Origin of the sequence: Desulforhabdus amnigena (assembly GCF_027925305.1) — a bacterium.
Taxonomy (GTDB): domain Bacteria; phylum Desulfobacterota; class Syntrophobacteria; order Syntrophobacterales; family Syntrophobacteraceae; genus Desulforhabdus; species Desulforhabdus amnigena.
On sequence record NZ_BSDR01000001.1, the window covers coordinates 111,436 to 137,454 of the forward strand.

24 protein-coding genes and 1 other RNA gene are annotated in these 26,019 nt (G+C 51.9%); 13 read left to right on the forward strand and 12 right to left on the reverse strand.

Annotation, left to right across the window (positions count from 1 at the left end; translation table 11 throughout):
• Positions 1-52: 52 nt before the first annotated feature.
• The 3 genes from mlaD to QMG16_RS00505 all read left to right on the forward strand — a co-directional run bounded on the left by mlaD (position 53) and on the right by QMG16_RS00505 (position 1,568).
• Positions 53-493 (forward strand): outer membrane lipid asymmetry maintenance protein MlaD, encoded by a 441-nt coding sequence (gene mlaD, locus QMG16_RS00495; protein WP_281791723.1) that lies wholly within the window; start codon positions 53-55, stop codon positions 491-493.
• A gap of 88 nt (positions 494-581) precedes the next feature.
• On the forward strand, positions 582-1,190 hold the full coding sequence (locus QMG16_RS00500) for an MlaC/ttg2D family ABC transporter substrate-binding protein (protein ID WP_281791724.1): 609 nt from the start codon (positions 582-584) through the stop codon (positions 1,188-1,190).
• A gap of 36 nt (positions 1,191-1,226) precedes the next feature.
• Complete coding sequence (locus QMG16_RS00505; RefSeq protein WP_281791725.1) at positions 1,227-1,568, forward strand: STAS domain-containing protein; 342 nt, start codon at positions 1,227-1,229, stop codon at positions 1,566-1,568.
• A gap of 57 nt (positions 1,569-1,625) precedes the next feature.
• Here QMG16_RS00505 and yjgA read toward each other — a convergent pair whose 3' ends face one another.
• Together yjgA and QMG16_RS00515 are read right to left on the reverse strand one after the other, a co-directional pair.
• Positions 1,626-2,135 carry a ribosome biogenesis factor YjgA gene (gene yjgA / locus QMG16_RS00510; RefSeq protein ID WP_281791726.1) on the reverse strand — a complete coding sequence of 170 codons (510 nt, stop codon included), beginning with the start codon at positions 2,133-2,135 and terminating at the stop codon, positions 1,626-1,628.
• A gap of 293 nt (positions 2,136-2,428) precedes the next feature.
• The gene (locus QMG16_RS00515; RefSeq protein WP_281791727.1) at positions 2,429-4,279 is read right to left on the reverse strand and encodes an ArnT family glycosyltransferase; all 1,851 of its coding nucleotides are present in this window, start codon (positions 4,277-4,279) and stop codon (positions 2,429-2,431) included.
• 172 nt (positions 4,280-4,451) lie between these two features.
• Here QMG16_RS00515 and QMG16_RS00520 point away from each other — a divergent pair, with 172 nt between their 5' ends.
• Positions 4,452-4,796 carry an ArsR/SmtB family transcription factor gene (locus tag QMG16_RS00520; protein WP_281791728.1) on the forward strand — a complete coding sequence of 115 codons (345 nt, stop codon included), beginning with the start codon at positions 4,452-4,454 and terminating at the stop codon, positions 4,794-4,796.
• Between the two features lie 32 nt (positions 4,797-4,828).
• Here QMG16_RS00520 and sixA read toward each other — a convergent pair whose 3' ends face one another.
• The 3 genes from sixA to thiM all read right to left on the reverse strand — a co-directional run bounded on the left by sixA (position 4,829) and on the right by thiM (position 6,854).
• The gene (gene sixA, locus QMG16_RS00525) at positions 4,829-5,290 is read right to left on the reverse strand and encodes a phosphohistidine phosphatase SixA (protein WP_281791729.1); all 462 of its coding nucleotides are present in this window, start codon (positions 5,288-5,290) and stop codon (positions 4,829-4,831) included.
• Positions 5,291-5,384: 94 nt separating this feature from the next.
• Positions 5,385-6,041, reverse strand: coding sequence for a thiamine phosphate synthase (gene thiE / locus QMG16_RS00530; protein WP_281791730.1), 657 nt, complete (start codon positions 6,039-6,041; stop codon positions 5,385-5,387).
• Positions 6,042-6,053: 12 nt separating this feature from the next.
• Positions 6,054-6,854: a hydroxyethylthiazole kinase gene (gene thiM, locus QMG16_RS00535; protein ID WP_281791731.1), complete on the reverse strand. Its 801-nt coding sequence runs from the start codon at positions 6,852-6,854 to the stop codon at positions 6,054-6,056.
• Positions 6,855-7,289: 435 nt separating this feature from the next.
• On the opposite strand from thiM, the gene QMG16_RS00540 reads away from it, so the two are divergent.
• On the forward strand, positions 7,290-7,814 hold the full coding sequence (locus QMG16_RS00540) for a hypothetical protein (protein ID WP_281791732.1): 525 nt from the start codon (positions 7,290-7,292) through the stop codon (positions 7,812-7,814).
• 62 nt (positions 7,815-7,876) lie between these two features.
• Here the strand turns inward: QMG16_RS00540 and QMG16_RS00545 are convergent, their stop codons facing one another.
• From QMG16_RS00545 to QMG16_RS00560, 4 genes are all read right to left on the reverse strand, one after another.
• Positions 7,877-8,572 (reverse strand): lipid-binding SYLF domain-containing protein, encoded by a 696-nt coding sequence (locus QMG16_RS00545; RefSeq protein WP_281791733.1) that lies wholly within the window; start codon positions 8,570-8,572, stop codon positions 7,877-7,879.
• A 24-nt stretch (positions 8,573-8,596) separates the two neighbouring features.
• On the reverse strand, positions 8,597-9,436 hold the full coding sequence (locus QMG16_RS00550) for a L,D-transpeptidase (protein ID WP_281791734.1): 840 nt from the start codon (positions 9,434-9,436) through the stop codon (positions 8,597-8,599).
• Between the two features lie 370 nt (positions 9,437-9,806).
• Positions 9,807-10,724, reverse strand: coding sequence for a M28 family peptidase (locus tag QMG16_RS00555; RefSeq protein WP_281791735.1), 918 nt, complete (start codon positions 10,722-10,724; stop codon positions 9,807-9,809).
• Positions 10,725-10,818: 94 nt separating this feature from the next.
• A complete protein-coding gene (locus tag QMG16_RS00560) occupies positions 10,819-11,346 on the reverse strand; it encodes a shikimate kinase (RefSeq protein ID WP_281791736.1) in 528 nt (175 codons plus the stop codon).
• 39 nt (positions 11,347-11,385) lie between these two features.
• On the opposite strand from QMG16_RS00560, the gene QMG16_RS00565 reads away from it, so the two are divergent.
• The 5 genes from QMG16_RS00565 to cysS all read left to right on the forward strand — a co-directional run bounded on the left by QMG16_RS00565 (position 11,386) and on the right by cysS (position 15,808).
• Positions 11,386-12,081, forward strand: a complete 696-nt coding sequence (locus QMG16_RS00565) for a lysophospholipid acyltransferase family protein (RefSeq protein ID WP_281791737.1) — start codon at positions 11,386-11,388, stop codon at positions 12,079-12,081.
• Positions 12,082-12,275: 194 nt separating this feature from the next.
• Positions 12,276-12,659: RNase P RNA component class A (rnpB, locus tag QMG16_RS00570), an RNA gene on the forward strand.
• Positions 12,660-12,796: 137 nt separating this feature from the next.
• Positions 12,797-13,534 carry a 2-C-methyl-D-erythritol 4-phosphate cytidylyltransferase gene (gene ispD / locus QMG16_RS00575; RefSeq protein WP_281791738.1) on the forward strand — a complete coding sequence of 246 codons (738 nt, stop codon included), beginning with the start codon at positions 12,797-12,799 and terminating at the stop codon, positions 13,532-13,534.
• Positions 13,531-14,010, forward strand: a complete 480-nt coding sequence (gene ispF, locus QMG16_RS00580) for a 2-C-methyl-D-erythritol 2,4-cyclodiphosphate synthase (protein WP_281791739.1) — start codon at positions 13,531-13,533, stop codon at positions 14,008-14,010. The genes ispD and ispF overlap by 4 nt, the downstream gene beginning before the upstream one ends.
• A 310-nt stretch (positions 14,011-14,320) precedes the next feature.
• On the forward strand, positions 14,321-15,808 hold the full coding sequence (gene cysS, locus QMG16_RS00585; protein ID WP_281791740.1) for a cysteine--tRNA ligase: 1,488 nt from the start codon (positions 14,321-14,323) through the stop codon (positions 15,806-15,808).
• 215 nt (positions 15,809-16,023) lie between these two features.
• Here cysS and QMG16_RS00590 read toward each other — a convergent pair whose 3' ends face one another.
• Entirely contained in the window at positions 16,024-16,272 is a 249-nt protein-coding gene (locus tag QMG16_RS00590) for an FmdB family zinc ribbon protein (protein ID WP_281791741.1), read from the reverse strand.
• A gap of 348 nt (positions 16,273-16,620) precedes the next feature.
• Between QMG16_RS00590 and QMG16_RS00595 the strand changes: the two genes are divergently transcribed.
• The 3 genes from QMG16_RS00595 (at position 16,621) to QMG16_RS00605 (ending at position 19,600) form a co-directional block, all read left to right on the forward strand.
• Entirely contained in the window at positions 16,621-17,076 is a 456-nt protein-coding gene (locus QMG16_RS00595; protein WP_281791742.1) for a bifunctional nuclease family protein, read from the forward strand.
• A 225-nt stretch (positions 17,077-17,301) separates the two neighbouring features.
• Complete coding sequence (gene rdgC / locus QMG16_RS00600) at positions 17,302-18,495, forward strand: recombination-associated protein RdgC (RefSeq protein ID WP_281791743.1); 1,194 nt, start codon at positions 17,302-17,304, stop codon at positions 18,493-18,495.
• Positions 18,496-18,517: 22 nt separating this feature from the next.
• Complete coding sequence (locus tag QMG16_RS00605) at positions 18,518-19,600, forward strand: hypothetical protein (RefSeq protein WP_281791744.1); 1,083 nt, start codon at positions 18,518-18,520, stop codon at positions 19,598-19,600.
• Here QMG16_RS00605 and QMG16_RS00610 read toward each other — a convergent pair.
• Entirely contained in the window at positions 19,542-21,797 is a 2,256-nt protein-coding gene (locus tag QMG16_RS00610; RefSeq protein WP_281791745.1) for a heavy metal translocating P-type ATPase, read from the reverse strand. The genes QMG16_RS00605 and QMG16_RS00610 overlap by 59 nt on opposite strands.
• Before the next feature lie 220 nt (positions 21,798-22,017).
• Positions 22,018-25,707: a DUF3971 domain-containing protein gene (locus tag QMG16_RS00615; RefSeq protein ID WP_281791746.1), complete on the reverse strand. Its 3,690-nt coding sequence runs from the start codon at positions 25,705-25,707 to the stop codon at positions 22,018-22,020.
• Between the last annotated feature and the right edge of the window lie 312 nt (positions 25,708-26,019).

The window sequence follows — 26,019 nt, forward strand, 5'->3', positions numbered from 1 at the left end:
CGGGATGAGGAAGAGACAGGCATGAGAAAAAATAGGATCAGGGAGAAAGGTAATGTATAAAACGTCAACAGAAATTATCGTCGGGATCTTTGTCTTGCTGGGGGTGGCGTGTATTGCCTATCTCTCCGTGAGTCTCGGAGAGGTGGATTTGTTCGGGAATCCTTATTACCGCGTTTCGGCCGAGTTCAATTCCATTACCGGGCTAAAGAAAGGTTCCACCGTTGAAATTGCCGGCGTTGAAGTGGGGAAGGTTCTGGACATTTCTCTCGATTCATATATGGCTAAAGTGACAATGGGAATCCGTAAAGATATCAAGCTCAGTGATGATACCATCGCTTCTGTGCGCACCAAGGGAATCATCGGAGACATGTTCATCAAGCTGAGCCCGGGCGGTTCGAGTGAAATGCTGGAACCGGGAGGGGTTCTGGTGGAGACGGAGTCAGCCATCAGTCTGGAAGAGTTGATCAGCAAGTATATCTTCGAAAGCAAGTGATATAATGGAATTTCGGGTATGGCATGTCAAATGATGCAACAATGAAATCGCGAACATCAAATTTGAAAGGGTTCGCAGGGGAAAGGTTATGCTAAGAAAATTTATATTTTTTTTGCTGGGTTTCACTATGTTTTTGGGTTCTGTTTCTTTCGCCGAGGCCGGTGAAGCCGTAGATCAACTGAAGCAGTCGATAGACAAGGTGCTCGGTATCCTTCAGGATTCCCGGCTGAATGCTCCGCAGATGAAGCAGCAGCGTCGTGATAAGATATTCCAGGCAGTGGAGGAACGGTTTGATTTCGGAGAGATGGCCAAGCGCAGTATGAGCGAGTATTGGCCGCAGTTATCACCTGCAGAGCAAAAGGAATTTCAAGAGGCCTTTTCTCATCTTCTCGAAAATTCGTATATTTCAAAAGTCGAAAAATATTCCGACGAAAAAGTGAGCTACAATGAGGAAAAGCCAAAGGGTTCACGCTACTATCTCGTGAGCACCACTATCCTTTCCAAGGGGCAGTCTATCCCTTTGGATTATTCTCTGTACAATGTCAACGGTCAATGGATGGTCTATGATGTGAACATCGAGGGAGTCTCTCTGGTTACCAATTACCGTTCCCAGTTCCGGGAATTGATGCGCAAGGAGGGGTTCAAGGGATTGATGAGCAAGATCAATGAAAAGCTCACAAAGATCGAAGAGGGCTGAGCAGTCGAGGGGGGTGAGTTAAAGGAGCATGGAACCGTGTTGAATATCAGTAGTAAAAATCTGGGCGGATTGCAGTGCATCCGCGTCGAAGGCGAGATCGATATGTCTGTCTCGCCTGATGTGCGAACGGCATTGCAGAATGCTTTCAAGAAGTCCCCCAAAGGGGTCATCGTGGATCTGAGTGGTGTGCCGTATATGGACTCTTCCGGGATAGCCACCCTGGTGGAAGGGATGCAATGGAGCACGAAAGAAAGAGCCCGTTTCATACTCGTGGGAGTTCAGGAAAAAGTGATGAACACTCTCAAGCTCGCCAGACTCAACGAGCTTTTCGATATTCATTTCACGGAAGATGATGCCCTGAAGAGTCTGGCTCACTGATTATACTCCAAACGGATGAGATCCTGACTTATTGATGATCCTGCGGGAGTCAGGATCTTAACCGTTCGCAGTATAAAATTCCTCTGAATTCAAGAGTTCCCTGAGGTACCGGAAAAGAGCCCGCGAGGACTTGGGCGGCTTATTGCCGTCCTTCTCTTTTCTTGCGTTGAGCACGAGTTGGCGCATTCGCTGGAAGTCGACATGGGGGAATCGCGTGAAAAGCTCTTCCAACAGTGCGTCGTTTCCTGCCAGGAGTTTGTCTCTCCATTCCTCGGCCTGTTTGAAGATCCGCATGTCCGCCTTATGTCCGTGAAGAGCGTTTTCAATGGCCCGATGGATAGGTTCCGGATCAATCTCCCGCATGAGCGTCCCGATATATTGCATTTGCCTGCGCCACGCTTCATGTTTCTTGATGGTCTTGGCAAAGAGTAATGCATCCATGAGTGCAGACGGGATATCGAGTTTGCTGATCTGATCTTCACTCAATCGGACCAATTCCTCGCCGAGCTTTTGTAATGCCAGCATCTCTCTTTTGAGCTGTGACTTGCTTTTCTTTTCTTCTTCCATTGGGTTCCTGTCCAAAGTGTATGCTCCACGAGATAGCTGAGAGGATGTCTGAAAATTCCCCCTTTGAGGGGGGTAGGGGGGCAAGATTTCGCGAAACAGAAAAACACCCCCCTTGGCCCCCCTCAAAGGGGGAATCGAAGCAGGTTCGGTTCCCAAGCAGAGGAATTTTCAGACAGCCTCTGAAGTTCAAATAGAGGGCAAAAAAAGACCAGCTCCAGTTCTATTCTGCCATCAAAGTTTCAATCTGACGATCATGAGTGCGCAAGAGGGCGAGCCTTCTATTCGAGGATGCATCATCGGTTGCTCAGTATCGCTCGATCGCTCGTTTGACCCAATAGCCTTGCATGGTTTCCATTCAAGAGTTCTTTGCCGAGATTTCCTCCTGCGTTGGCGACGACGATCACGCGCTTGTCGGAGTTCCAGAGTCTGAAGAGTTCGTTTTCGGTCAGAAACCGTTCGGGTGGTTCGCGGCGGCGGGAGGCCAGCCCGTCGAACTGGGGATCTTTCAAAATATAGATGGGACGCCCGGTGTAAAAGGTGATGCCTCCCACCCACATGTATTCATGGGGCTCGGGGTAGACGATGAGATCCGAAGGTCCTGCGTGCTGCAGGACTATTTCGGCCACGGGCCGGGTGGACTCAAAGGGTTCCACCACCTGGAATCCCCAATGGACCAGCATGAAAAAGGGCGCCATCATGACGGCCAAAAGGCCACAGGCCGCTTTGAATTGTGCCTTTCGAGCAGCGAGAAGGGCGCCGGCGCTAAAAACGGCTGCGCCTGCAAAGGATGCCATCGTTGGAATGCGAATCCTTTCCAGCGTCGCCATCTGTTCCGGACTTCCCGTCCATCCGCCCGTAGGCCACGCATCCACAATGACCTGGGAGATCATATCCTTGGCGGGACCCAGCATCACCAAAGCCGCCGCCGCCGCTGTGCCCATGAGAGCTGTCATGACGGCAAGGGCCATAACAATGCCTCGCCGGGAAGGCGATTCCTGCCCCGCCGGAATTTCTTCCTCGCCTCCGGCCGTAGGTCTTGAGCCATCGGCAGTAATCTTTAGGAACGACTTATTGCCGGTTTCCAGGGCTTCATCCCAAAGTTTTCCAATGAGCAGCGCAAATCCCGGAATAGAGGGCAGGGCGTAATATTCCAACCTGGAATGGGAGGCTGCAAAAAGTCCGATGATAACCGTCAGCCAAAGGAGCGGAAGAAGATCTTCGCTATTGCGCAAGCCGGACGCCTTCAGTCTTTTGATTCCTCGTACCAATGCCTGAGGAACCATGCCGGTCCAGGGAAAAGTCCAAACAAGCGTCAAAAACAAGAAAAGGGAGAGGGGAAGAAACTCATCCGATGGATAGCGATGCCCGGTGAAGCGGAGCAAATGTTCTCGTATGACATAATATCCCAGAAAATCGGGATTGGCCCGTGCTACCGCCATGTGCCAGGGAAGGGCGATGACTGCCGCCACGGCGGTTCCTCCCAAAAGTCGCCGGGAAAAAAAGTCTCTCAGGCGACCGGTCAGAATGATGTGCAACCCTATGATCGCCGCGGCGAGTCCAAAGCCCAGAATTCCTTTTGTAAGAAGAGCGAACCCGAAGGCGGCGTACAGTATCCAGAACCATGGACCTTGTCCCTTGTTTTCCGGCTGCATGTAGCTTTTGCTGTAACTCAGGATAGCCAGCGCGATCCAGAAAATCAGGATGGGATCAGGCATCACCATGCGCCCAAAAATATAAGGCCCCAGACTCGTGGCGTAGATGAGGGCACTCAAAAATCCCGTCTGAACTCCATAAAGGGTCGAACCTATCGTCCCTACGACGGAAATGGTGGCCCATGCGGCCAGGGCGGGCCAGATGCGGGCCGCTGTTTCCGTTTCACCCAGTACGGATTGGGCCGTTCCGATGAGCCAATAGATGAGAGGGGGTTTGTCGAAATGACGGTTGCCATTGAGGTGAGGGGTGGTCCAGTCTCCCGTCGTTCGCATTTCGCGTGCGATTTGGGCGTACATCCCTTCAGCGTCGTTTAGAGCCGGAGTCTTCAGCTCCAAAACGAAGAAGGGCAAAGATGCCAGAGCCAGCAGGAAGAGGGGGAGTCGCACGAAGCGGACAACTCGTGATGCAATCGTATTTGAAGAAAACTCCATTCGGTAAAAGATCCTCCATGTGCAGTTCAAACAGAACGGGCGTGTCCATGCAAGGCGTCACCTTCATGTTCGCTTTACAGGGCGGAACCTGCCGTTGCTGCCCCGAAAAAGTGATTGACACTCCTCAATCTGATTTTTATATTTCCATTTAAAAATATATTGAGGAGCCTTCATGAAAGAATTTATTCGAGTGATGAAAGCGCTTTCAGATCCCAATCGCGTCAAGATACTGAAACTTCTTCAACATAAGAGCATGTGCGTTTGCGAACTCCAGGCCGTTTTGAAAATAGCCCAGCCGACCGTGTCCAATCATCTTAAAGTGCTCATAGATGCAGGACTTGTGGTTTACCGGAAGGATGGCCAGTGGGTCAATTACTTTCTCGCGGATGGGAATGCCAACCCGTATTCGGCAAGTCTTCTGGGAAATCTGAGGCACTGGCTTCGGGATGAACCAGAGATTGTGAGCCTTGTTGAAAGACTGCCTGAAATCAACCGTGAAAAGATCTGCAGGAAGTGAGATGTCCTGTTTGAGAAAAGTTCAAATAAAAATCATCCGATCTTCGGGCTGAGACTCCACTTGATGAACCATGAAGAACTTCTCGGGTCCTGGTCCAGGCAGACAATACCGCCATTCTGGAATTTGAAGAGGGTCTTGTCGGGAGATCCCACGATCAGGTAAGAGGTGAGTCTTTCCATGAAAGGGAGGTGACCCACCAGCATTACATTGTCTTCGTTATTGATGGCGGCGGCAAAAGCGGTGACATCGTCCAGGGGATTCAATCCTGCCGCTTCCTCGACCCCCTTTTCCGGCCTCAGTGCTGCCGCAAAGATTTCCGCAGTCTGTCGCGCTCTCTTCTTCCCGCTATGTTTGATGATCGCTACATTTACGCCGTATCCGCGAGCGACGGCCGCAATGCGTTCCACGTCCGCGATGCCTTCACTGGAAAGTCCCCGTTCCGGGTCCTGCTCTTCGGGCAGGCTCTTACCGTGCTGTACGAGAAAAAGCGCCATGGGTGAAACTCCTCTCAAAATGGTGGGACGTTTTCGTATGCATTTCATGCAAACACGGCTCGAAATTATCGAGATGAATGAGCCCAAAAAAAGTCTACGTTTGTGAACGGTATTCCGGAGCAAACCGTCCCGAATCGATGGCGGCCCGCAGGCTCCGGGCAGCCCCGCGGGGTTCTGATGAAGCCATGATCGCTGAAACGACAGCGATTCCATCCGCTCCGCAGCTCACCACCTGTGCCGCATTGGCAGAATGAATTCCGCCGATTCCCACAATGGGGATGTTGACCGTCTGCCGGATTTTCTGCAGCCCTTGAAGGCCCGTGGCTTCAGGTGTGTCGGTTTTGGTGGGAGTATTGAAGACCGGACTCACGCCCAGGTAATCTGCTCCGTCGGCCTCCGCGGCCAGGGCTTCTTCCACGGTACTTACGGAGACGCCGACAATCATTTTACGGTCCACAATTCTGCGCACAATGCGGCACTGCATGTCGCTTTGGCCGACATGTACCCCCTCGGCGCCACACGCCAGAGCAACGTCTAAACGGTCATTGATGATGAGAGGGATACGGTGTGGCTTTAAGATTTCCCTGACGGCTACCGCCAGGTCGAAGAACTCCCTGGTGGAGGCATGCTTTTCGCGCAATTGTACGATGGTGACACCACCCGCTATACTCTCCTCGATGATTTCAATCAGGGAGCGGTTGCCCGTCATGCGGCGGTCGGTAACCAGATAAAGAGAATAATCGATTTGCATATGCATTTGTAATCAAGAAGCACTGAGGCGTGCTCTCTCCTTGATGATGTTATGGTCTATTGAGTCCAACGCATCCAGGAGGAGGATTTGAAAAGATCCCGGCCCCGGATTGGATCGGGCGGCCATTTCCCCTGCCAATCCAAAGGTTGTCAGGGCTCCTGTGGCGGCGATGAGAGCGTCGGGTTCGACTGCGCAAAAAGCTCCCGTTATGGCGCTGGCGGAACATCCGGTCCCCGTCACGCGGCCCATGAGAGGGTGACCGTTGGAAATGGTGGAATTTCGCACACCGTCCGTTACAAAATCTTCCACCCCCGTCACAGCGATCACCGTGTCATGTTTTCGGGCGAGTTGCGAAGCGACATTGCGGGCATCTTCAGCACCGTGGACCGAGTCGACCCCTCGGGTACTGCCCGATTCTCCAGCCAGCGCAAGGATTTCGGAAGCGTTGCCCCGCACCGCAGTGACATGGATTTCATTCAAAAGACGCCTCGCTGTATCCGTTCTGAAGCGTGTGGCACCTGCGCCTACAGGGTCCAGAATGATGGGGATGGAGTGTTTTTCTGCGGCCCGGGCGGCCAGAAACATGGAATCCACCCATGGAGTCGAAAGGGTTCCAATATTGATGACCAGTGCGCCGGCAAGCCCGACCATCTCTTCGACCTCCTCGGGAGCATGGGCCATTACGGGTGATGCACCGAGGGCCAACAAAACATTGGCGGTGTAGTTCATGACCACGTAATTGGTGATATTATGAACCAGCGGATGCCGTTTTCGAATGGTTTCCAACATTTCCGATATCATGTCTTCAATCATATCATTTCCCCTCAAATGGAAAAGCCATGGTGCACCTCCTGCTTTATGAAAAGAGGCTCATAATTTATGGTAACAAAAATTGCTACGACGGCATTTCATGTATCATTGGCGGCCGAGATATCAAAGGAGAGAATGATGCCTGTTTACAAGTTTTCATCATGATGCTTTGTGTTATTTTGAGTAACAGTATAAACAAGGACCCTGTTTGCGGCAAGAAAAGGCCGCCGAGGTCACGATTCCCAATTGGAGGAACGAGACACACTGTGACCTTGCTGGAGTTATGCGGGGAGCTCAATTTTCATCAGATCAATATTGCATACGGGATATGTTTTCATGAGCTTCAAATTCAATCGAGGGTGCTGGGTTGATTCGTGGGAAGAAACCCTGTTGAGAGAAAAATTTGGGAAAAGGCGGGAACCGAAAGGCGAAAGTTCCATGGAGGATTCCTGTGTGCAGGAGTCCCGGCATTACATGCTTCCCATAGAGGAAAAAATCGAATTTGCTCGGTTTCTTTTCTTGCAATGGGGAAAAGAGCTTCTAAAAGATCTTACCGTTCGTCGTTATCTGCGGCAATTGGAAGAGGGAATAAAAGTATCCGGAAAAACCATGAAAGACCTGGGGATCGATCGGGCCTGTGCACTTTGCGATGCGACGGCTCCGGAAGGGAGTTGCTGCAGCCGGGGTCTGGAAAACAAGTATGATGTGGTGCTTTTGCTGATCAATTTATTATTGGGAGTCGACCTGGAGACTTGCGCTTCCAGGACCGACAGTTGTGCCTTCCTTGGACCGAAGGGATGCAGGCTTCGCGTCCGCAACCTGATTTGCATCGAGTACCTGTGCCCTCAATTGGAGAGGTCCCTGGGACACGATGCTCTTGTCCGTATGCAAACGGCAACTGGAGGCGAACTTGAAGCCTCCTTCCTCCTTTGCGATGCCGTCAGGAAGAAGATCACCTCGTGACGAAATATACTGGTGGCTGTGTATCCTGATGCATCCCTTTTCGGAAAGCCGGTCCGTCAGTCCTACGGATTGGCATATTTTGCCAGAGCCCTTTTGAAATCTTCAGCGACGGCAGGGGCCTGAATGGTATTGTTCGTGAAGATCTGCATAGGAGTCAATCCCGCCATTCCGTAAAAAGCCGAGTTGGATTTTTCATCCACCTGTATGGAACTCCCTTCCAGCGAGACTCCGGCGAAGAGTCCACGGCTGCGGGAGTACGAGTAGATTTCCGCTTTGAGTTGCAGGTCTGTGCTCGCCTCTGCGTGCCGCCCTACAGGGCCGGCGGCAGCGGATGCGTCCGCCCCGAGGGTGAATTTGCCGCTTGTGATGGAATCCAGGCTCCTGATGGTTTTGAAGACCAATATCACATCGCTCGACTGAGCTCCGATCTGCCATCCGAGGCTACCGCCCATGAGCTTGAAGAAAACTGGATTGCTCCAGTTGCGGTTCTCATTTCGAACGGAGAGAATTCCCACCCCATAGCGTCCACCGAGAATGAAGCCCGCCTTGAGAAGTCCCGGGAAAATGGCGATGCCGTATGCGTCATTCAAAAGGGATGGAGGAATGCATGTTTCGGGAATGGACATGATTTCATCCAGCACGTGAATGGCCGACTCGACTTTCATCACCTCTTCTCCACCCGCTCGGGCGACAGAGTTGAGGGAAGAAAGGGAAACGGTCAGAAAAAATGTCATGGAAAACAAAAGCAGTCTTTTCACGGTCTGATATCCTTTGCAAAAAAGTTAGCGATCGCTTGTTGGGACGCCGCCCTGCATCCTGTTATTCCGAACGCCGGGGAGGAGTTCATTGCGACGCGCCTTCAAAATCTGGTTCAAGTGGGGCAGCGAATCCGCCACGACCACAATGGTGCCCAGGTCTGCCCACTTATAGAGTTCCTCGGCCTTTCCGAGTGGAAGATTGATGCAGCCATGGGAGCAATTGCCGCTCGTGATGTCTCCCAGGTGAATCCAGACGTGGTCATAAATCCTCAACGCCCACGGCATCGGCGCCGGATCGCCAAAAGCGTTTGGGTAGCTTCTGGAAACATGATTTGCATCCTTATTGAGGACTCTGTAAAACCCAGCCTCGGTCATTCCCTCCTCCTTACCGATGCATACGAAACTGTCGTTTTTGAGATGACCGTACTGGTACCACCCCAGGTAGGGCTTATCCATGGTGATCAGGATGAATTTGGGAACATGGATGAGGTCGGGAATATATTGAGGCAGTGGCGACCAGTTCTTGTAAGAACTGAAGCTGTTTGGCACTTTCAATGGACGATGGTTTTTCACGTCTTCGCGGATGTAATAACGGGCCCTTGCATTCAGATTGGCCAGAATATCGTAGACTTCAACAGATGTCAGTTCGGGGTTTTTTTGGGTGACCTGTATGAGCTCCTGCTCCGTTATGATGCGTTTTGTCCAGGACAGATCCCGGAACTTTTTACTGGGCACGGTTTTCGGATGATACAATTGCCCTTCCATGGGAACGGGCGGTGGCGGCGGTGGAATGTATTCCGCTGGATAGGGTTGTATGATCTTCCTAGGGGTACATCCCCACAACAAAGTCGTGATAACCAACAATTTTATCCAATGACTCCATGAAGATCCCACCACTGCTCGTTCCTTTCCATCCTGTCGATGCCTATCTCCCCCGCGAGGACATTCTCCATGGATCGGTAGATCCTGCTCCCGAATGCCACTGCAATCAGACGAACATTTTTTTATTATATTATAATACCTGTCTCCAAGCATTTTTTCCTGAAAACTGTATGGAACCCGGCCCGATGGTGTTTCGGTTTCTTTTTTTTCTTTGGATGTAAGGGAGTGAGTTGTTCTTGAAATCCCCATTCACCGCGGAGGCACAGAGATCACGGAGGAATCCCATAAGAATTCCAAAATCTTCTCTCTGCTCTCCGTGGTAAATAACGGGATATTAGAATCCGCCAACTCCTTAAGGAGATTCACCCGTGTGGGAGCGCAGAAAAATGAGCAGGCTTTCCACGAGTTCCGCCATGAACCGGTAATCCAGTTTTTCCATGGTGTCGGATCTGAAGTGGTAGTGGGGATTCCGGTAGAAGGCCGTGTCCGTGACCATGACCGCTTTGATCCCCTTGTCCCAGAAGGAGGAGTGGTCACTCAGACGGACCGCTGGCATCAGCCAACCGTTGAAAGGAACGGACAGTGTCACCACCGGCAGGTCGGTATTCTTTTCAAAGGATTTCTTGAGAGAGCTGGTGAAGCTTCTCGAGGGGAAATTACCCACAATCCCGATGAAATTCCCCTCCTTGGGATATCCCATGAACATGAGGGGAAAGGGGTAATCCTGGCAGCCGGGTTGCCGACAGGTGTAGCCCACCATTTCCAGGCAGATCATCCCGTCGATTCTTTCCTTGTGCTTTACGATGTTTGCGGCATGTACTCTGCTTCCCATGTACCGAGTAGTGAAAACGGGAGGTTCTTCAAGAGCGAAGGAAACAAATTTGACCGTGACATGAAGATCTGCATGTCCTTCTAAGGCTTTCAGAATTCGAGCCGTCTCCAGTTGAACGGCAACGGCGCTGGCATTGTCATCGGCTCCTACAGTTCCTGCGACGGAATCGTAATGGGCTCCGATAAGATACGTTTGGGACGGTTGCGTTCCGAAAGAGATCTCCGCAAAGACATTGGCCACCGTGAAGTTTTCATAGGCATAGGTTTCCGTCTTCACATGAAGCCCCAGGCTGCGGTAAAAATTTTCAATGTATTCCTGGGTTCGATGAAGATTTTCCGGCAAAACCACGCTCCTTTCCCCAATCGTAACCGTGAGTGCTTCCAGATGTTTCTGCAGGCGGTTCATGGTATCGGGAATATTCAGTGTCCAATTTTCCATTTTTGAAACTCCTTCGGGAATATGGCAGAAGATCGCCGCACCAAAAATGAGAAGGGAACATTTGAAAAGGCCTCTACGCATTGGAACTCCTACCTCAGGAGGATGCAGCACTCAATATGATCCTCGAGACAAGTTCTTCGGGAGATGCATCGTCGGTATCCAGAATGAGATCGGCAATTTCTTCGTAGAGAGGAGCGCGCCGCCGGAGCACCTCTTCGATCTCATTTTCCATGGGAAGATGCGTCAAGGGAGGGCGGTTCGCCCCTGTTTCGGGGTCCTGAAGGAGTCGGGCATGAATGGTTTCGGGTGACGCTCTAAGCCAGACAACAAAAAATTGTTCCTTCAGTTTTTCCCTGTTGACTGTTCTTTCGATGACTCCCCCGCCGGTAGAGACCACCAGCCTCTCCCTTTCCGCAAGGGCATGTAGCAGTTTGGACTCCGCTTCTCTAAACGATTCCCAGCCGTAAGTCCGGACATAGGAATCAATATCCTGCCCCAGGGATGCGATCAGTTCCTTATCCATATCCACCAAGGGCCAATGGGTTTTCATGGCCAAAATTTTACCCACAAGGCTTTTGCCGGTTGCACGAAAACCAATAAGTGCTATCTTACCTTTTTTCATGTCGATATGTTTCCTTTCACTTGATATGCAAGGTAGATCATGAGCGAAAAATCTGTGACGGTGGAGTCCCCCGGCAAAAAAGCTTCGCGCCGGTTCCATGTGGAGCAGGTGCCCTTCTTGCCCCGACTAGTGGCAGGGATGATGCGATTCCTCCATGGGAGCTGTCATTTTAGCATCTTGGGAAAAGAACATGAAGATGCGGCTTTGGCGCACGACGGGCCGGCCTTGTTTGTATCCTGGCATTTTGCCTTTCCAGCAGTCATTTACCATTTCAGGGATCGCAACGGAATGGTTATGGTCAGCCGCAGCCGTGATGGAGAGTGGGCCGCTCGAGTTCTGAAACATTTGGGTTACAAGAGTTTCCGTGGTTCGCCCGGAAAGGGCGGCGCGACGGCACTGCGCCGGATCATTGCGGAGATCAAGCGTGGTCCCGGCGGAGGTTTCGTGGCGGACGGTTCCAAAGGGCCGCCGCTGGTGGCCCAGAAAGGGATTCTGCTCCTGGCTCGCTACACGGAGGCTCCTCTGGTGCCTGTGAGCGTGGCGGCCGATCCCTGCTGGCGTTTCCACAGTTGGGATCGCACTCTTCTTGCCAAACCCTTCTCCCGAGTCGTACTCGCTTTCGGGCCTCCCCTTTGGGTGCCGCGGAATATGTCTGCGGAGCAAATGGATCGTAAACGTCTGGAACTGGAAAATACACTCAACGATCTCACGCGCAAAGCCGAAGAAGCTTTGTAACTGTTGACCACCCTTTGCATATCCGCAGGGTCGTCAAAGAATGGGCGGCATTGCAGCCGGCTGAGCCCTTGCAAAGTTTGCGAGGTTTTGCTATTTGCCGGCTTGAACAGACAACGAAATTTGCTATTATTACGAATATATGATATCTGCGATGTCCAACCTGGAAATTTTGATCTGCCGGCAGTTGGGGATTTGGAGTAGGGCAAATGATCGCTGGTTTATCCCCTTGCGGGGAAAGACGGGAGGAAAGTCCGGGCTCCACAGGGCATGGTGCTGGGTAACGCCCAGTCTCGGCGACGAGGAGGAAAGCGCAACAGAAAGCAGACCGCCTCGCCAATGGCGGGGTAAGGGTGAAACGGTGAGGTAAGAGCTCACCAGTCTCGGTGGCGACATCGGGAGCTAGGCAAGCCCCACCCGGAGCAAGACCGAATAGGAGAGCGTTTGAGGGCGGCCCGTCCGAGCTCTCGGGTTGGTTGCTTGATCCCACTGGTAACAGTGGGGCTAGAGGAATGATCATTGCCTCGTTCTTCCTTCGGGGAGGATGGGGAACAGAACCCGGCTTATGACCTGCTCCAAATCCCTTTTTTTTCAAATGTGCCAAAAATCAACGGTAGCGCCGTCTTCCATGGCGGCGAAAAAAAGAGAGTTTATACTTTTCTTCTTGTGGATCTCCTTTTGAACCGGCTCCATCTTCTCTATTGTTTTGGATTTTTAAATGATGTCAAAAACCTGTGCAATCATTCCCGCTGCCGGACGCGGTCTGCGGATGGGTAGAAACAAACCCAAACAGTTTCTTGAAGTATCAGGAAAGTCCCTTCTTTCTCATACATTGGATATTTTTTCGAAGGCTTCCTTCCTGTCGGAGATTTTTCTGGTGGTTCCTCAGGATTTTATATCTGAAGCTCGAGAGCTGATTCAGGGCTTCTCCGATTCGATTCGGGACGGGTCCCGTTTTTCAGTGGTTGTGGGGGGAGCGGAAAGGCAGGACAGCGTTTACAACGGCTTGTGCCGGTTGCCTTCAGACTGCGATTGGGTGATGGTGCACGATGGCGTGCGTCCTTTTGCATCCCTGAAACTCCTAGAGAAAACCTGGAAAGCGGCTCAAATCTCGGGGGCGGCCGTTGCGGCTCTTTCTGCCACGGATACGGTCAAGCGCGTTCTGGACGCAGTCGTCCGGGAAACGCTGCCGCGCGAGGAAATCTGGCTGGTTCAGACGCCTCAGGTGTTCCGCAAGGAAATTCTGCTTAGAGCTTACGAAGAAGCCCGGAAATACGGATGGGTGGGGACGGACGATGCCTCCTTTGTGGAACGCCTTCAAATCCCGGTTTCCGTGGTCCATGGGGAGCGTTCGAACATAAAGGTGACCACTCCCGAGGATCTCGACTGGGCTGCGTGGTATCTTGGTCGAAATCCCGAGAGGGAAAACCTTCAATCTGCGGGGGGGGAAGCATGAGGGTGGGATTTGGATACGACGTTCATGCGTTTGTGGAAGGACGTCCTCTTTTTCTGGGGGGGGTCGAAGTCCCCTACGAATACGGACTGCTCGGCCATTCGGATGCCGATGTGCTGTTGCACGCCATCGCGGATGCCCTTCTGGGTGCGGCAGCCCTCGGGGATATCGGGCGCCATTTTCCGGATTCCGATCCGGCCTACAAGGGAATCTCCAGCCTGCTGCTCCTGGAGCGCACGGTGGAATTGATCGAGGAGCGCGGCTTCAAAGTGCAAAACATCGACAGCACCTTGGTCCTTCAAAAACCTCGTCTTGCCCCTTATATTTCCAGAATGGTTGAACAAATTGCCAGGGTCGCGGGACTTCCCCTTTCGTCGGTCAATGTCAAGGCCACCACGACTGAAAAGCTCGGCTTTACGGGTCGGGAAGAAGGGGTGGCGGCATATGCAGTAGCTCTCCTTGAAGAGAGAGTTCAATGATTTTGATGTTGAGAATGTGCGGTTTCGTTTCGGGCTCTTGTCGCCTTCGGTTCGAGCCACTCAACATTCTTTTAAGGGAGTTGGCGGATTCTAATATCCCGTTATTCACCACAAAGACGCGGAAGGCACGGAGAAGATTTTGGAATTCTTATGGGATTCCTCTGTGATCTTTGGGCCTCTGCGGTGAATGGGGATTTCAAGAGCGACTCACTCCCTAAATCCTGATGTTATGTTGATGTTATAGTGAAAAGATTGCAGGCTGCACTGAAACTTCGATGCTTGCTTCCTGCCGTCTATGGAGATCATACACATGGGATTGCAACTTTATAATACGCTCACAAAAAGCAAGGAAGAATTTGTTCCTCTGGAACCCGGGAAAGTCAGATTTTATGTCTGCGGAGTAACGGTCTACGACTATTGCCATATAGGGCATGCGCGTTCCGCCATCGTTTTCGATGTCGTCTATCGATATCTCATGCACCTCGGCTACGATGTGACGTATGTGCGCAACTTTACGGATATCGATGACAAAATCATTCGCCGCGCCAACGAAGAGGGAACGGACTATCGCACCATTGCACAGCGCTACATTGCCGCCTTCTATGAAGACATGGATGCACTGGGAGTGATGCGGCCCACTCTGGAGCCCCTTGCGACGGATAATATCCCCGGTATGATCGAAATCATCCAGAAACTGGTGGAAAAGGGGATCGCCTATCAGTCGGGTGCAGATGTCTATTTTCATGTGGAAAGCTTTCCTCAGTATGGAAAGCTTTCAGGACGGTCGCTGGAAGACATGATGGCCGGAGCGCGTGTTGAAGTGGACGAAAATAAGCGAAATCCTTTTGACTTCGTCCTCTGGAAGGGCAGCAAACCGGGCGAACCGGCATGGGATAGCCCCTGGGGACCTGGGCGGCCGGGATGGCACATCGAATGCTCCGCCATGGGTTCGCGCTTCCTGGGGAAGACCTTCGATATTCATGGCGGGGGAAAAGATTTGATTTTCCCGCACCATGAAAATGAAATCGCTCAGAGCGAGGCGGCCTTCGAAGCTCCATTTGTGAAATATTGGATCCATAATGGGTTTGTGAATATCAACAATGAAAAGATGTCCAAATCTCTTGGAAATTTTTTTACCATTCGGGACGTTCTTCAGCAGGTTCACCCGGAGGCGTTGCGTCTTTTCGTTTTGAGCAAACATTATCGCAGCCCGGTGGATTTTTCCGACGAAACAGTGGCCGAGGCCGAACGCGGATTGGAAAAGCTCTACAATACCCTGGCCGCAGTGAAGGAACGAACTCCCGAGTCAGTGGATGCTCAGGTTGCAGACAAAACACTCCAGTCTCAGGACGCTGAGCTGTTCCAGGAACTGACGGCATTGCCTCAAGCCTTTACGGATGCCATGGATAACGACTTCAATACGGCCCAGGTCATCGGGTGTCTTTTCGGACTTCAACGCCACTTGCAGAGATTTCTCGACCGTTTCGGACAGAAAAAGCTGAAGGGGCCTGCCGCGTCATTGGCCCGGAAAGCGTCTGAGGCTTTGCAGCATTATGCGCAGATTATAGGGCTTCTGAGCCTGGAACCCGAGGTCTTCATGGAAGAAGAAAAGCGGCTGAAGCTCAAGGCGACGGGATTGACGGAAGAAGATGTGCAGAGGTTTATCGAAATGCGCCATCAGGCACGGCAGGCAAAGGACTTTGAGGAAGCGGACCGAATTCGGCAGGAATTGGAGATGAAAGGCATTCAGCTCGAAGATTCCCCCAGGGGAACACGGTGGCGAGTGAGCATTCGATAGAATGGCGGGGGTGCTGAAGACGTTGAGTGAGTAGGCGGTTTGCGAAAATGCCGTATGTGTTCCTGATTCCCATGCACCCGACTGGGGGGCACACGTGCCTCGCGCTCCAACGTCCCTTTCACGGTGTGGGAACGCCTGTATACATGAGTTCCCGTATGAGAGGGCGTGGGAACCAGAATTTGCCGCTTTGTAGTGGAGATCTTCTGCTGTTCGAATCAGGCCTTTCCGCAGCAGCTTCCAGGGATGCATCCCTGAGCTCCTGGCCGTGATCCACAGCAGCCCGTATCGCCGGCTCCCGGGATTTTGCCTTCACCCTTGAGCCCCGATGCACTGGAAGTGGCCGATAGGATTTTCTGAACTTTGACGCTTCCGCACTGAGGACATTGAACTTTTTCGGCATCCGAAAAGACGAGATGTTCCGACACGACGCCACAGTCTTTACAAAGATATTCAAATATAGGCATCTGAATTTCCTTCCGGTTTCTTCTGTCAATCCCATAAGACACAAAATTTAGGCAGATATATAGATTCTAATTTGATGCTTGTCAACCCGCCCTCCTGCCTCACCAGCAATTCTCATTTTGGACGCCTCTCATGATATTGGTACTTCCGACACCCTCCTCAATCCCCCTTCAAAGGGGGATTTTATCCTAAAAATTCCCCCCTCGATGGGGGGCAGGGGGGTGTAGTTTTTTCAAATTGCTACTGCCTCTCTTTATATCCAAAACAAGGGTTGGACTGCCTGCTTGAAAAAATTCTCCAAGAGACTATATATGTAGATTATAAAATCACTCAATGTTCAGGAGGAAGCCATGGATTCAAAGGAATTTGTCATAGCTAAAGAGGTGTTCATCAAGACGGACCGGATTCAGGGCAATACAGTCGTTTTGAAGGAATCGGAAGACGACCCCAACTATTTCCTGATGTTTGTAGGAGATGCTGAAATCACTGCCATAGCCAAAGAAAAGGGGCTTGTAGACCCCAAACGTCCTCTTACGCATGACTTGTATCTTTCCATCCTGGATAAGGCGGGCGTTGAATTCGACCACATCGAGATTTCTGCTATGCAGGAAAACACATATTTTGCGAAGGTTTACACAAAAATTCATGGGGAGGAAGCGGTTTTTGACAGTCGTCCCAGCGATGCGGTTGCTCTGGCTCTCCACGTGAAATGTCCCATCTGGGTCGCCAGGCACCTGATGCGGCGAGAGTTGTCGGCGGCGGAAATCCAGGAATTCGAAATGATCGTTAGAACGGTTAAGTTTTAATTTTTCAGCTCCTTGCAGTGATTATTTTGCCGTTGACTGCCTCTGTGCTTTTGGCTAGAGAGAGTTTCTTCGTTCAATGGCGCTTGAAAGAACGGCAAAGTGAACGAGATGAACAGCCGGTGTTTTCCGGCTTTCTCTTTTGGCGCCGAGGAAAAGATGCTCGCAAAGGTCTTTTCCCAGCTGGTTCACCGATAAAATGAATATAATGAATTAGGATATGTGCAGATGGGCATTCAAACGGCTTCGGCCACTTTCACCCGATTTTTTGTTCCAGATCCCACCACTGAAGATTTTTGGAGTTTTGTAGAGGAAAAATTAGAGGCCGGGTGTTTCAGGGAACCTGATGACATTCAGGAACAGACGGTGGGATTCGCCTCGTGGGAGGATTTTTTTGAGTCCTCTTTTCCTTATGGATCGTATCACAAGGGTGAATATGTGGCTTTTCAGTTCCGTTGCGATCAGCGGAAAGTCCCCGCCATCATCGTGAAGAAGTATATTCGAGACGCCGTCCAAAAATTTCGCAAGGAAAATAACGATAAATGGCCCTCTCGCCAGGAAAGGCAGGAGATTCAGGAGGAGGTGCAGAATTGGCTCCTGAACCGTTCCCTTCCTCAGCCCTCGACGTGCGAAGTGGTCTGGAATCCGGCGGGTAAATGGATGTTTTTGGGGACTACGAGCACCAAAATGATGGATGCTTTTCTGGAACACTTCGAAAAGCATTTCAATATCTATCCCGTGCCTCTCTACCACGTCCATTGGGCTTTGAATCTTATTCCCCTCAATGAGCGGCAGAAGGATATTTTGAGTGCCCTGGTGCCTCTCCAGTCTCCGCAGGCTATGGAGGACGGCCGTTTCCTCGGATATGAATTCCTGACCTGGCTTTGGTATTTTATCGAAAATTCGGAAGGTCGCATTCGTATCTCCAGCGTGAGTGGCGAAAAGGAGGCTGAAATCCACCTGGGAGAGCGGGTGGTGCTGACCCTTCCCGGGGAAGGCAAGGAAAAAGTGGTGTGCACCACACAGGCCAATTCGCTTCACGAAGCACGGACCGCCTTGCGGCAGGGAAAACTGGTTCAGGAAATCCAGATCTTCATGATGATTGGAGAAGATGAATATCTCCTCACCCTGGACAGCGCACTCTGGGCGGTTAAAGGGCTCAAGACGCCAAAGCAGTTGAAGGATTACGACGAAGAGGACCAGGACTCGCTTTTTCTGGAAAAAATGTACTTTCTCGAAGATGCCACGTCAGCTCTCAATGCGCTTTATGCGAAATTCCTCCTGGAACGGCTGAGTCCCGCCTGGGAGTCCGACAGTCTGCCGCAACTCAAGGATTGGATGCAGGGCAATGGCGGAGAACCCCCGCAGCAGGGCAAAGAGATTTTAGACCATGAAAGTGCGGACGATCCAGCCCCATTTTAAGTCTTCGCTTCAGTAGGGGGCCATGGATATCTATCCAGGATATGACATGTTTCTGGAGTTGCTGCGCCTGCACTGGGTAAGCGCTCTTTTTATACTCCTGACTCTTTTGACCATTTTTCTGCTCCTTGGGTTCCGCTGGTGGCTGAGAAGGCGTCTAAGATGCTTCCTGGAAGAAAAGTTCGAGGAAGAAAATGAGCTGGACATACTGCCATCCACCGGCCCCAAAGATCAGGAGGCCATGGCCCTTATCAAGAAGTTCCGCAGCGATGTGTGGGGGCTTCCAGAATCGGAGCTTATCCTCAGTGTCGATGCCTTGAATCTTCGAGCCGTTGGGATCGTGAAGGCCGTTGCAGGGGTTTACTATCCCTTTGCCGACTTTCCCCAATACGAAGCTTCCCTCTCGGAACTGCTCCAGATGGTGCGCCGCATCAGCACAAAACTGGCCCGCCTTTCCACGACTGCGCCTTTCAAATATTTGGGCAATCGAAGGCTGCGGGATTATCAGCGTTACTATGAAGTCTACCGCAAGATCAATGAAAACCCCATCCTGCAGCTCGTCAAGCGCAATCCACAGCTTTATAAAATCGCCAGATGGGCCATGAACGTGAAAAATCTCGGAAACCCCCTTTATTGGGCGGGGAAGGAGCTCAGCCGGGAAGGGTATTTCTTCATGCTCCGGTGGTTTTACCTCTCTTTCATCAGCCAGGTGGGCAGGGAGGCCATGCGGCTCTACAGCGGACGGCATTTCCAGACGGAAGAGGACCGCGATGCCGCTCTCGTTTGCTACCGCCTCTATGGGTTCACGCTGCAGTGGGGGGGGCCGTCGGCACAAGAATGGTCCATCCTCGTCGATTATGTGACAAACCATTCGGCCCTGGAATCTGAAATAAAACTTCACATCCTTTCGAGATGGAGCCAGAACCGTCTTCCCAAAGACCTCGACCAGCAGATGCTGCAGACGAAGTCCGGCATAAGATGGTATCAGGAAGGGCTGAAACGCTTGTTGAATGAAGATAAGAAAGCCATTCCCCTGAAAGCCAAACTCATCAGGCAGGAAATTGCCGGCCTGGAGACCGAAGCGGTTGCGGAAAAGGCGGATCGGTAGAATCGGAATTGATCCGCTCCTGCCCCTGCTGTTTGCTGCGCAGCAGTCTCAGGCCGTTAAAAATCACCAGGAGGGATGCTCCCATGTCGGCGGCAATGGCCATCCACAGGGTCGCCGTTCCAAAAAGCGTCATGGAGATGAAGAGAAGCTTTATCCCTAGGGAAAACAAGATGTTCTGTTTGATGACCTTGAGGGTCCTTCGGGAATGGCGGATGAGCCAGGGCAGTTTGGACAAATCGTCCGACATAAGAGCGATGTCCGCCGTTTCGACGGCCGCGTCTGTTCCCATGGCGCCCATGGCAATGCCCACCGACGCCATCGCCATAGCGGGGGCATCGTTCACGCCGTCTCCCACCATGGCAACATTTCCCAAGTCTTCCTCGAGTTCGGCAACAAACCGCACCTTGTCTTCCGGCAGCAATTCCGCCCGATAGGCATCCACGCCGGTTGTGTGAGCCATCTGTTCGGCTGTGCGTTGATTGTCCCCCGTGATCATCACAATCTTTTGGATCCCAAGCTCTTTCAATTCGCTGATGGCCTGCCTTGCCTCTGTCCGCACCTGGTCGGCAACGCTCATGAGCCCGCAGACGTGGTCGTTGCACCACATGATCACCAGGGAATGCCCCTCATCTTCTAGGCGGGTGGCCATTTCGTGAAATTCCGGAGTCTCATGCCGCCACTGCTCGAGCAGTCGGTGGCTTCCGATCCAGTAGGACTTGTTGTGGATGGTTCCCTGAGCTCCCTGTCCGGGTAGAATAGAGAAATCTTCGGCTTCGGGGAATGTGACTCCTCTGGCTTGTGCGTGTTCCAGAATCGCCCTGGCGAAGGGATGGGTGCAGTGAGATTCCAGGGCCGCTGCGTTGGCCAGAAGTTCTTCCTCCGTGTGATTGTCTGTGGGAATGATTTGCTGCACGGTGGGCTGTCCATAGGTGAGAGTCCCCGTTTTGTCCAGGGCGATCCCTTTGAGCCTGGCCGGGGCTTCGAGAAACGCACCTCCTTTTATGAGCACTCCATTGCGGGCCGCAGAGGTGAGGCCTGCCACGATGCTCACGGGCGTGGAAATGACCAGTGAACAGGGACATGCAATCACCAGAATCACCAGGGCCTGGTAGAACCAGTCTGTCCAGATTCCTCCAAGAAAAACGGGAGGGATGACAGCGATCAGAAGGGCGAGGACCATCATGGCGGGAGTATAAACGAGGGCAAATTTTTCCACCCATTGTTCCACTGGTGCGCGGCGGGCCTGAGCGTCTTCCACCATGTGAATGATGCGTGAAAGGGTGGTATTCGAAGCCGGCCGGGTGGAACGGAATTCAATGGCGCCTTCTGCGTTGATGGTTCCGGCAAAGACTTCATCGCCGGGTTCTTTGAATACAGGGGCCGATTCTCCGGTAATGGGAGACTGATTGACCGAGGTAATGCCTTTGGTGACCACTCCGTCCAGCGGGATTTTTTCGCCCGGCCGCACCAGAACGGTTACTCCCACGGGGATATCCTCCACTGGTTTTTCCTCGATATTTCCGTCCGTGGGACAGATGAACCGGGCTTTCGTTGGAGAAATATCCACAAGCGCCTTGATGGCCCGACGGGCCCTTCCCACGCTCCAGGATTCTAAAACCAGGGCCAGGGAAAAGAGGAAACTCACGGAAGCGGCTTCGAGCCATTGACCGATGCCCATGGCGCCCAGCACGGCGACGGTCATGAGAAGGTTCATGTCGGGCCGGAGACGCCGAACGGCAAAAAGCGCTTTGGGTAAAACGTACCATATGCCCGTGACGACGGCCGCTGTATATAGGAGAATCGCAGCGTTGCCGTACCGTAACGCTTCCGCATGGCCTTCGCTCAACGCATCCCAGAAACTGCCCAGGCGATAGGCTTCCAAAAGGAACCCGGCGAGTATGAAGGCGCCGCTCGCTCCGCACATGAAAAGACGGCCGTGACGTTGCCACGCGCCTTCTTCCACACCACAAGTTCCAGGTACACAGAACTCGTCCCAGGGAACAGCCTCCATACCCGTTTGAGCCACAGCTTCCCTGATTTTTTCCGAAGTTACGGCTTCATCTGGCGATAGGACCGTCATCTTGCTTTCCAGCAAATCGAAGGCGAGGTTCAATTCTCCGCCGACCAACGGGCCGACCTGCCTTTTGAGAACCGCTATCTCTTCCCCGCAGCACATGCCCTTTATGCGAAAGATCATTCGTTCCATATCGTCACAGTCTCCGAAGTTTTTTTAATTATAACGCCATCGAGAATTTAATGTGCCGGACATCCGCTATTTTTAGAGGCAGTGAACAAAAATTTAGGTTGGGTTGAACGGTAGTGAAACCCAAGACGGACTTTCATTGGGTTGCGGCGTACAGGATATCCCTAAACCGACCTACAAACCGAGGCGTAAAAAGGCGGTGAAGTCCACCCTGCTAGAGAAAGGGTTGCAGCAGGGTAACGGGCAGCTTGAAAGTTCTTTCCACGTAGCCGAAAAGTTCCGCTCCTATGGCTGACGGGGCAAGAGGCACGACGTTGGGGTCCTTGATGTTGCCGGTCACCCGGACGGGGATGGCGATGAGTGAACCTCCCAGAACATTGCCGAGCAAAGGGATGGATGAAATGATCCTGTCCACAGTCCTCAAAGGGGAAACCAGAACCGTCATGTCCAAATTCTCGTTTTGTAGATCTACCGTGCCGCGCCAAACCATTTTCAGGTATGGACCATCGATGATCCCTTTCTTGAGGGTCATTTTCCCCTTGGCCAGAGAGCCTTCCGCTTCGATGGTATCGTATGCGAACCCTTCTTCCATGAGGTCTGGAAATTTGCCCCGGTAGATCTCAGTAATGTTGATCACGCTGAAAATCCTGGCTAAAAGCCCCATACGATAAATCCGGCCGTCCCTGACCGTCAGCTTCAGGTTGCCCTCCAGGGATTGAGTCAGATCGTGATGATTCCCGGTCGCTTTCAAATCACCCGTAAGGTCAAACCTTCCTGTCATGAGGTTGCTTCTGTTCCAAAGGCAGGCGAGAGTCGGAACGATATCGACGTCTTTTGCATTGGGCTTTGCTTCCAGGTGGTAGCTTCCGGAAGTGACGCCGATGGTTCCCTGAGTGGGGATACCACAAAGGCTTCCCTTGGTGAATTCGACTCTGGCTTCGTCTCCTTGAAGAAAAACCCTGGTTGCGACATCCTGCCAGGTCAGTTTACCATAAGTGAATTTTCCCGCTTTGACGTTGAGCAGCCCTTGCAAAGTCAAGTTCGGTTTCTTTTTAGTGTCTGCCTGGAAACTTTCGTCTCCCCTCCGAGGTGAGGGGGGTTCAGATAGGCTTTTAGTGAGGATAGGCCTGGCGGTAGGAAGGCTTTCCTCTTTCATATAGCGAATTTGATCCCAGTCCAGTGAATCGGCGGATACATCCATGTTCAGCAGAAGACCCTGGGCTGAAAAATCCACATTGCCTTGAAAATTCAACAGGCTTCCTCCCCATGAAACCTGGGACGATTTCACGTGGATTTGATTTCCAACGGCTGAAAGATCTGCCCGCTCTATGACGGCGGGTTTTTTCAGTCCATCCTTATATTGAAACCCTTCGATGTGAAGCTGTCCGCCGGCCTTGGAATTGAGGGGGGCATCCAAGGAAAACTGAGTCTCAAAGCTTCCCTCGACAGCACCTGTGAAGAAAGGATTGCGGAGCAACAAACGGTCTACACTGCTTTTTTTCAGTCCTCCGGCAAAAGAGATATCGAATTCCCCTTCACTCAGGAGCAGGGATGCAGAGGCGTCCGATGCATCATCTTTGACCACGAGTTTTTTTATGTTCAACTTCAGGCGATTGTGAAGCACTTCAATGCCCATTTTCGGACCGTCCTTGGGACTCATCTGTGCTGAAAAAGAGGTGTCTCCATTGAGATTCCAGGCAAAGCGGGCCTGCGAAAACTGCAGGGGCGAGCGGAGCCTGAACGTGTCCGGTAAATGAATGAGGTCGGAAATGTACCGATTGCCTTCCGTGCCCAATTCCCCGCTGACAGACAAATCTGCGGCGCGAAGCCCTTTTGTGTAGCCATCCAGAGACCCTGTGACCACAAAGGAAGAGTCCAAAATGCGAGCGGAGCAGTCGAAAAAAGAGAGCTTTTCAGCATCGGCCTCGAACCTTCCCTTTTTTACCGTAAGCAGTCCCGGCAGAAACGATGAGTTCATGGAAAAATTCTCTACTCCCCCTTCGGCCTGGAAGACCCAATCTCCGGGTCGGAGCACCGGGCCTTTCATGTTGAGGGAATCCACGAGGAGAACGCCTTTCATGGATTCGAAATGTTTGAGGAATCTTTTGACGACGGGGTGAGTGAGAAGCCAGGGGTAGATTGCGTCGAGGTCGATCCTGGACCGGGAAGATGAAGTCACTTCCAAACGGGTCTCATTCCCCCAACGCACCGCCACGGATACCTGGGAGAGCGCGGATTTGCCAAGAGTGCCGCTGGCGGATTGCACTGTGACTTCGTTGCCGTGGTAACCGAAGGTGCCTCCCTGGATATGCAGAGGGGAGGGAAGCCGTTGATAATTGGAGCTCAGATTGAAGGACTGGATATCCAGATCCGTCTTGACGGCGTCGAGACTCTCTCCCAGGACCAGGTGCCCCACAGCTCTCCCCTGGATCTCCTTCATGAGTCGCATTTCCCGCAGGAAGGCATCAGATTTCACGACGCGCTCCAAGATGGGGGGCAATTGGACGAGGTCGGCGTCCAGAAGGATATCCAAGTGGAAAGGAGTATTGTCTCCTTTCATGAGACCGATGATCAATTTGCCCTCCCGGCCAAAAGATTTTCCTGCGACACCTTCGAGATTTTTCCCTTCCAGGATCTCTTCAGAGATGAGAACTTCACCGTTTGCCTTTTGAACCTCGAGATCGATTTTGGGCACAAGAATCGTTCCGTCGATCATCCTGCCGTTGATGACCATGTGGTCCAGTTTTTTCAAGTCGGATAGAGTCTTTCCCTGAGCCACGCAGGTGATGAGAGGAACATCTCCTGCCCTGATGATGGTGAAAACCTTGGAGATGGCCTCGTTGTTGCCTCCAAGGGCCAACGCCACCTTGCGAAGGGCGGCTGCATCGATGTCTTTGCCGTCGAGATCGAGTCGCGCCAGGGGAATGCGCGCGTCTCTGAAATACTTTCCTGTCAAACTGCCTCTGGGGGTGTCGAATTGCAGCCTGGAGAAAGCCACATCCAGCTGGTCGCCGTTGCGCTGAACGGTTCCTTCAAATGTTCCCCCTTTTAAAAAAATGTCTTCGCCGTTTTGCAGAAGGTCAAGATACGGGATCTTTCCCCTGAAGTGCGACTGAATCATTTGGGGCCCGCTGCTTTCGAAGGTGGCCTCGAAATCTGCCTGCCCTCCTTTGACCTGGCAGTTGGCATAGGGGAAAAAATAATGGGTCAGCTTCTGGGGAGTCAGGCGCGTCAAGCTGAACTTTCCCTGGCTTTTTAATGTCTTGGTATCGAGCCAGGCATTTAGGGAAATGGCCTCGAAGAGGTCTGACTTGCACTGAACTTCTACCTTTGGGCGTTCCGGGGAGAGATGGATGCTCCCATGAATGTCATGGAACTGGAATCTCGGCTTGTCTTTCTCCATGAGATTGAGGCGTCCGTCGGCTATAAAAATCTGAAGGTCGGGAAGTTTTGAGGCGAGCCCGGCCAGGAAGGCAACCACATCTTCCTGAGCCTGGAGGTGAGAAGCTATCGTTTCCGACTGGGTTTCGGACTGAGGCATGGAGACCAGTTGGAGATTCGTCTGTGGTGCTTCACACCGTATGGAAGCGATTTCTGCGTTTCCTCGAATGAACGCCAGAAGTCGTGGGACGACGGTCAGTGAAGGCATCTCGGTGTCGAATAAACCGGGGGAAGAAATATGGATCTTCCTGAAAACGACATGAGGTGACGGGAAGAGGGACAGGTCGAGACTCTTGTATTGCAGCTCATACCCGGTTTTGAGGCGGAATTCTTCCGTGATTTTCCTGTTGATCTTCTCCAGGAGGCCCTGGCTGGGAAAGAGGAGTACGCAGGAAACCGCAACCATTAACAGAATTCCCGAGATCCCTGTCAACCAAAGGGCTGTTTTACTCAATTTCACCATTTAATGATTTTCTCCGGGAATTCTAAATATATTCCGTTTCGGTGCAAAATAAAAAAGTGCTCTTGCAAGAGTGCGAATAAACTCCACTGATTGTCCTGAGCTGAGTAGAGGCTATATTCATATTTTTTTATGATAGCAATTCAATGAGAACACGACAAGATTTCATGAAAGAGACAGTGAGTTAAAGAAGACCGGCAGAATAAAAGAAAACGGTCGTCTCCTCCAGCATTGCATAAAAATGCTTGTTTTTGAGGGCCGCATAGAGTAATTATCATAAGTTCATTTTTTGAGATGCTTGACTTTCTGAATACG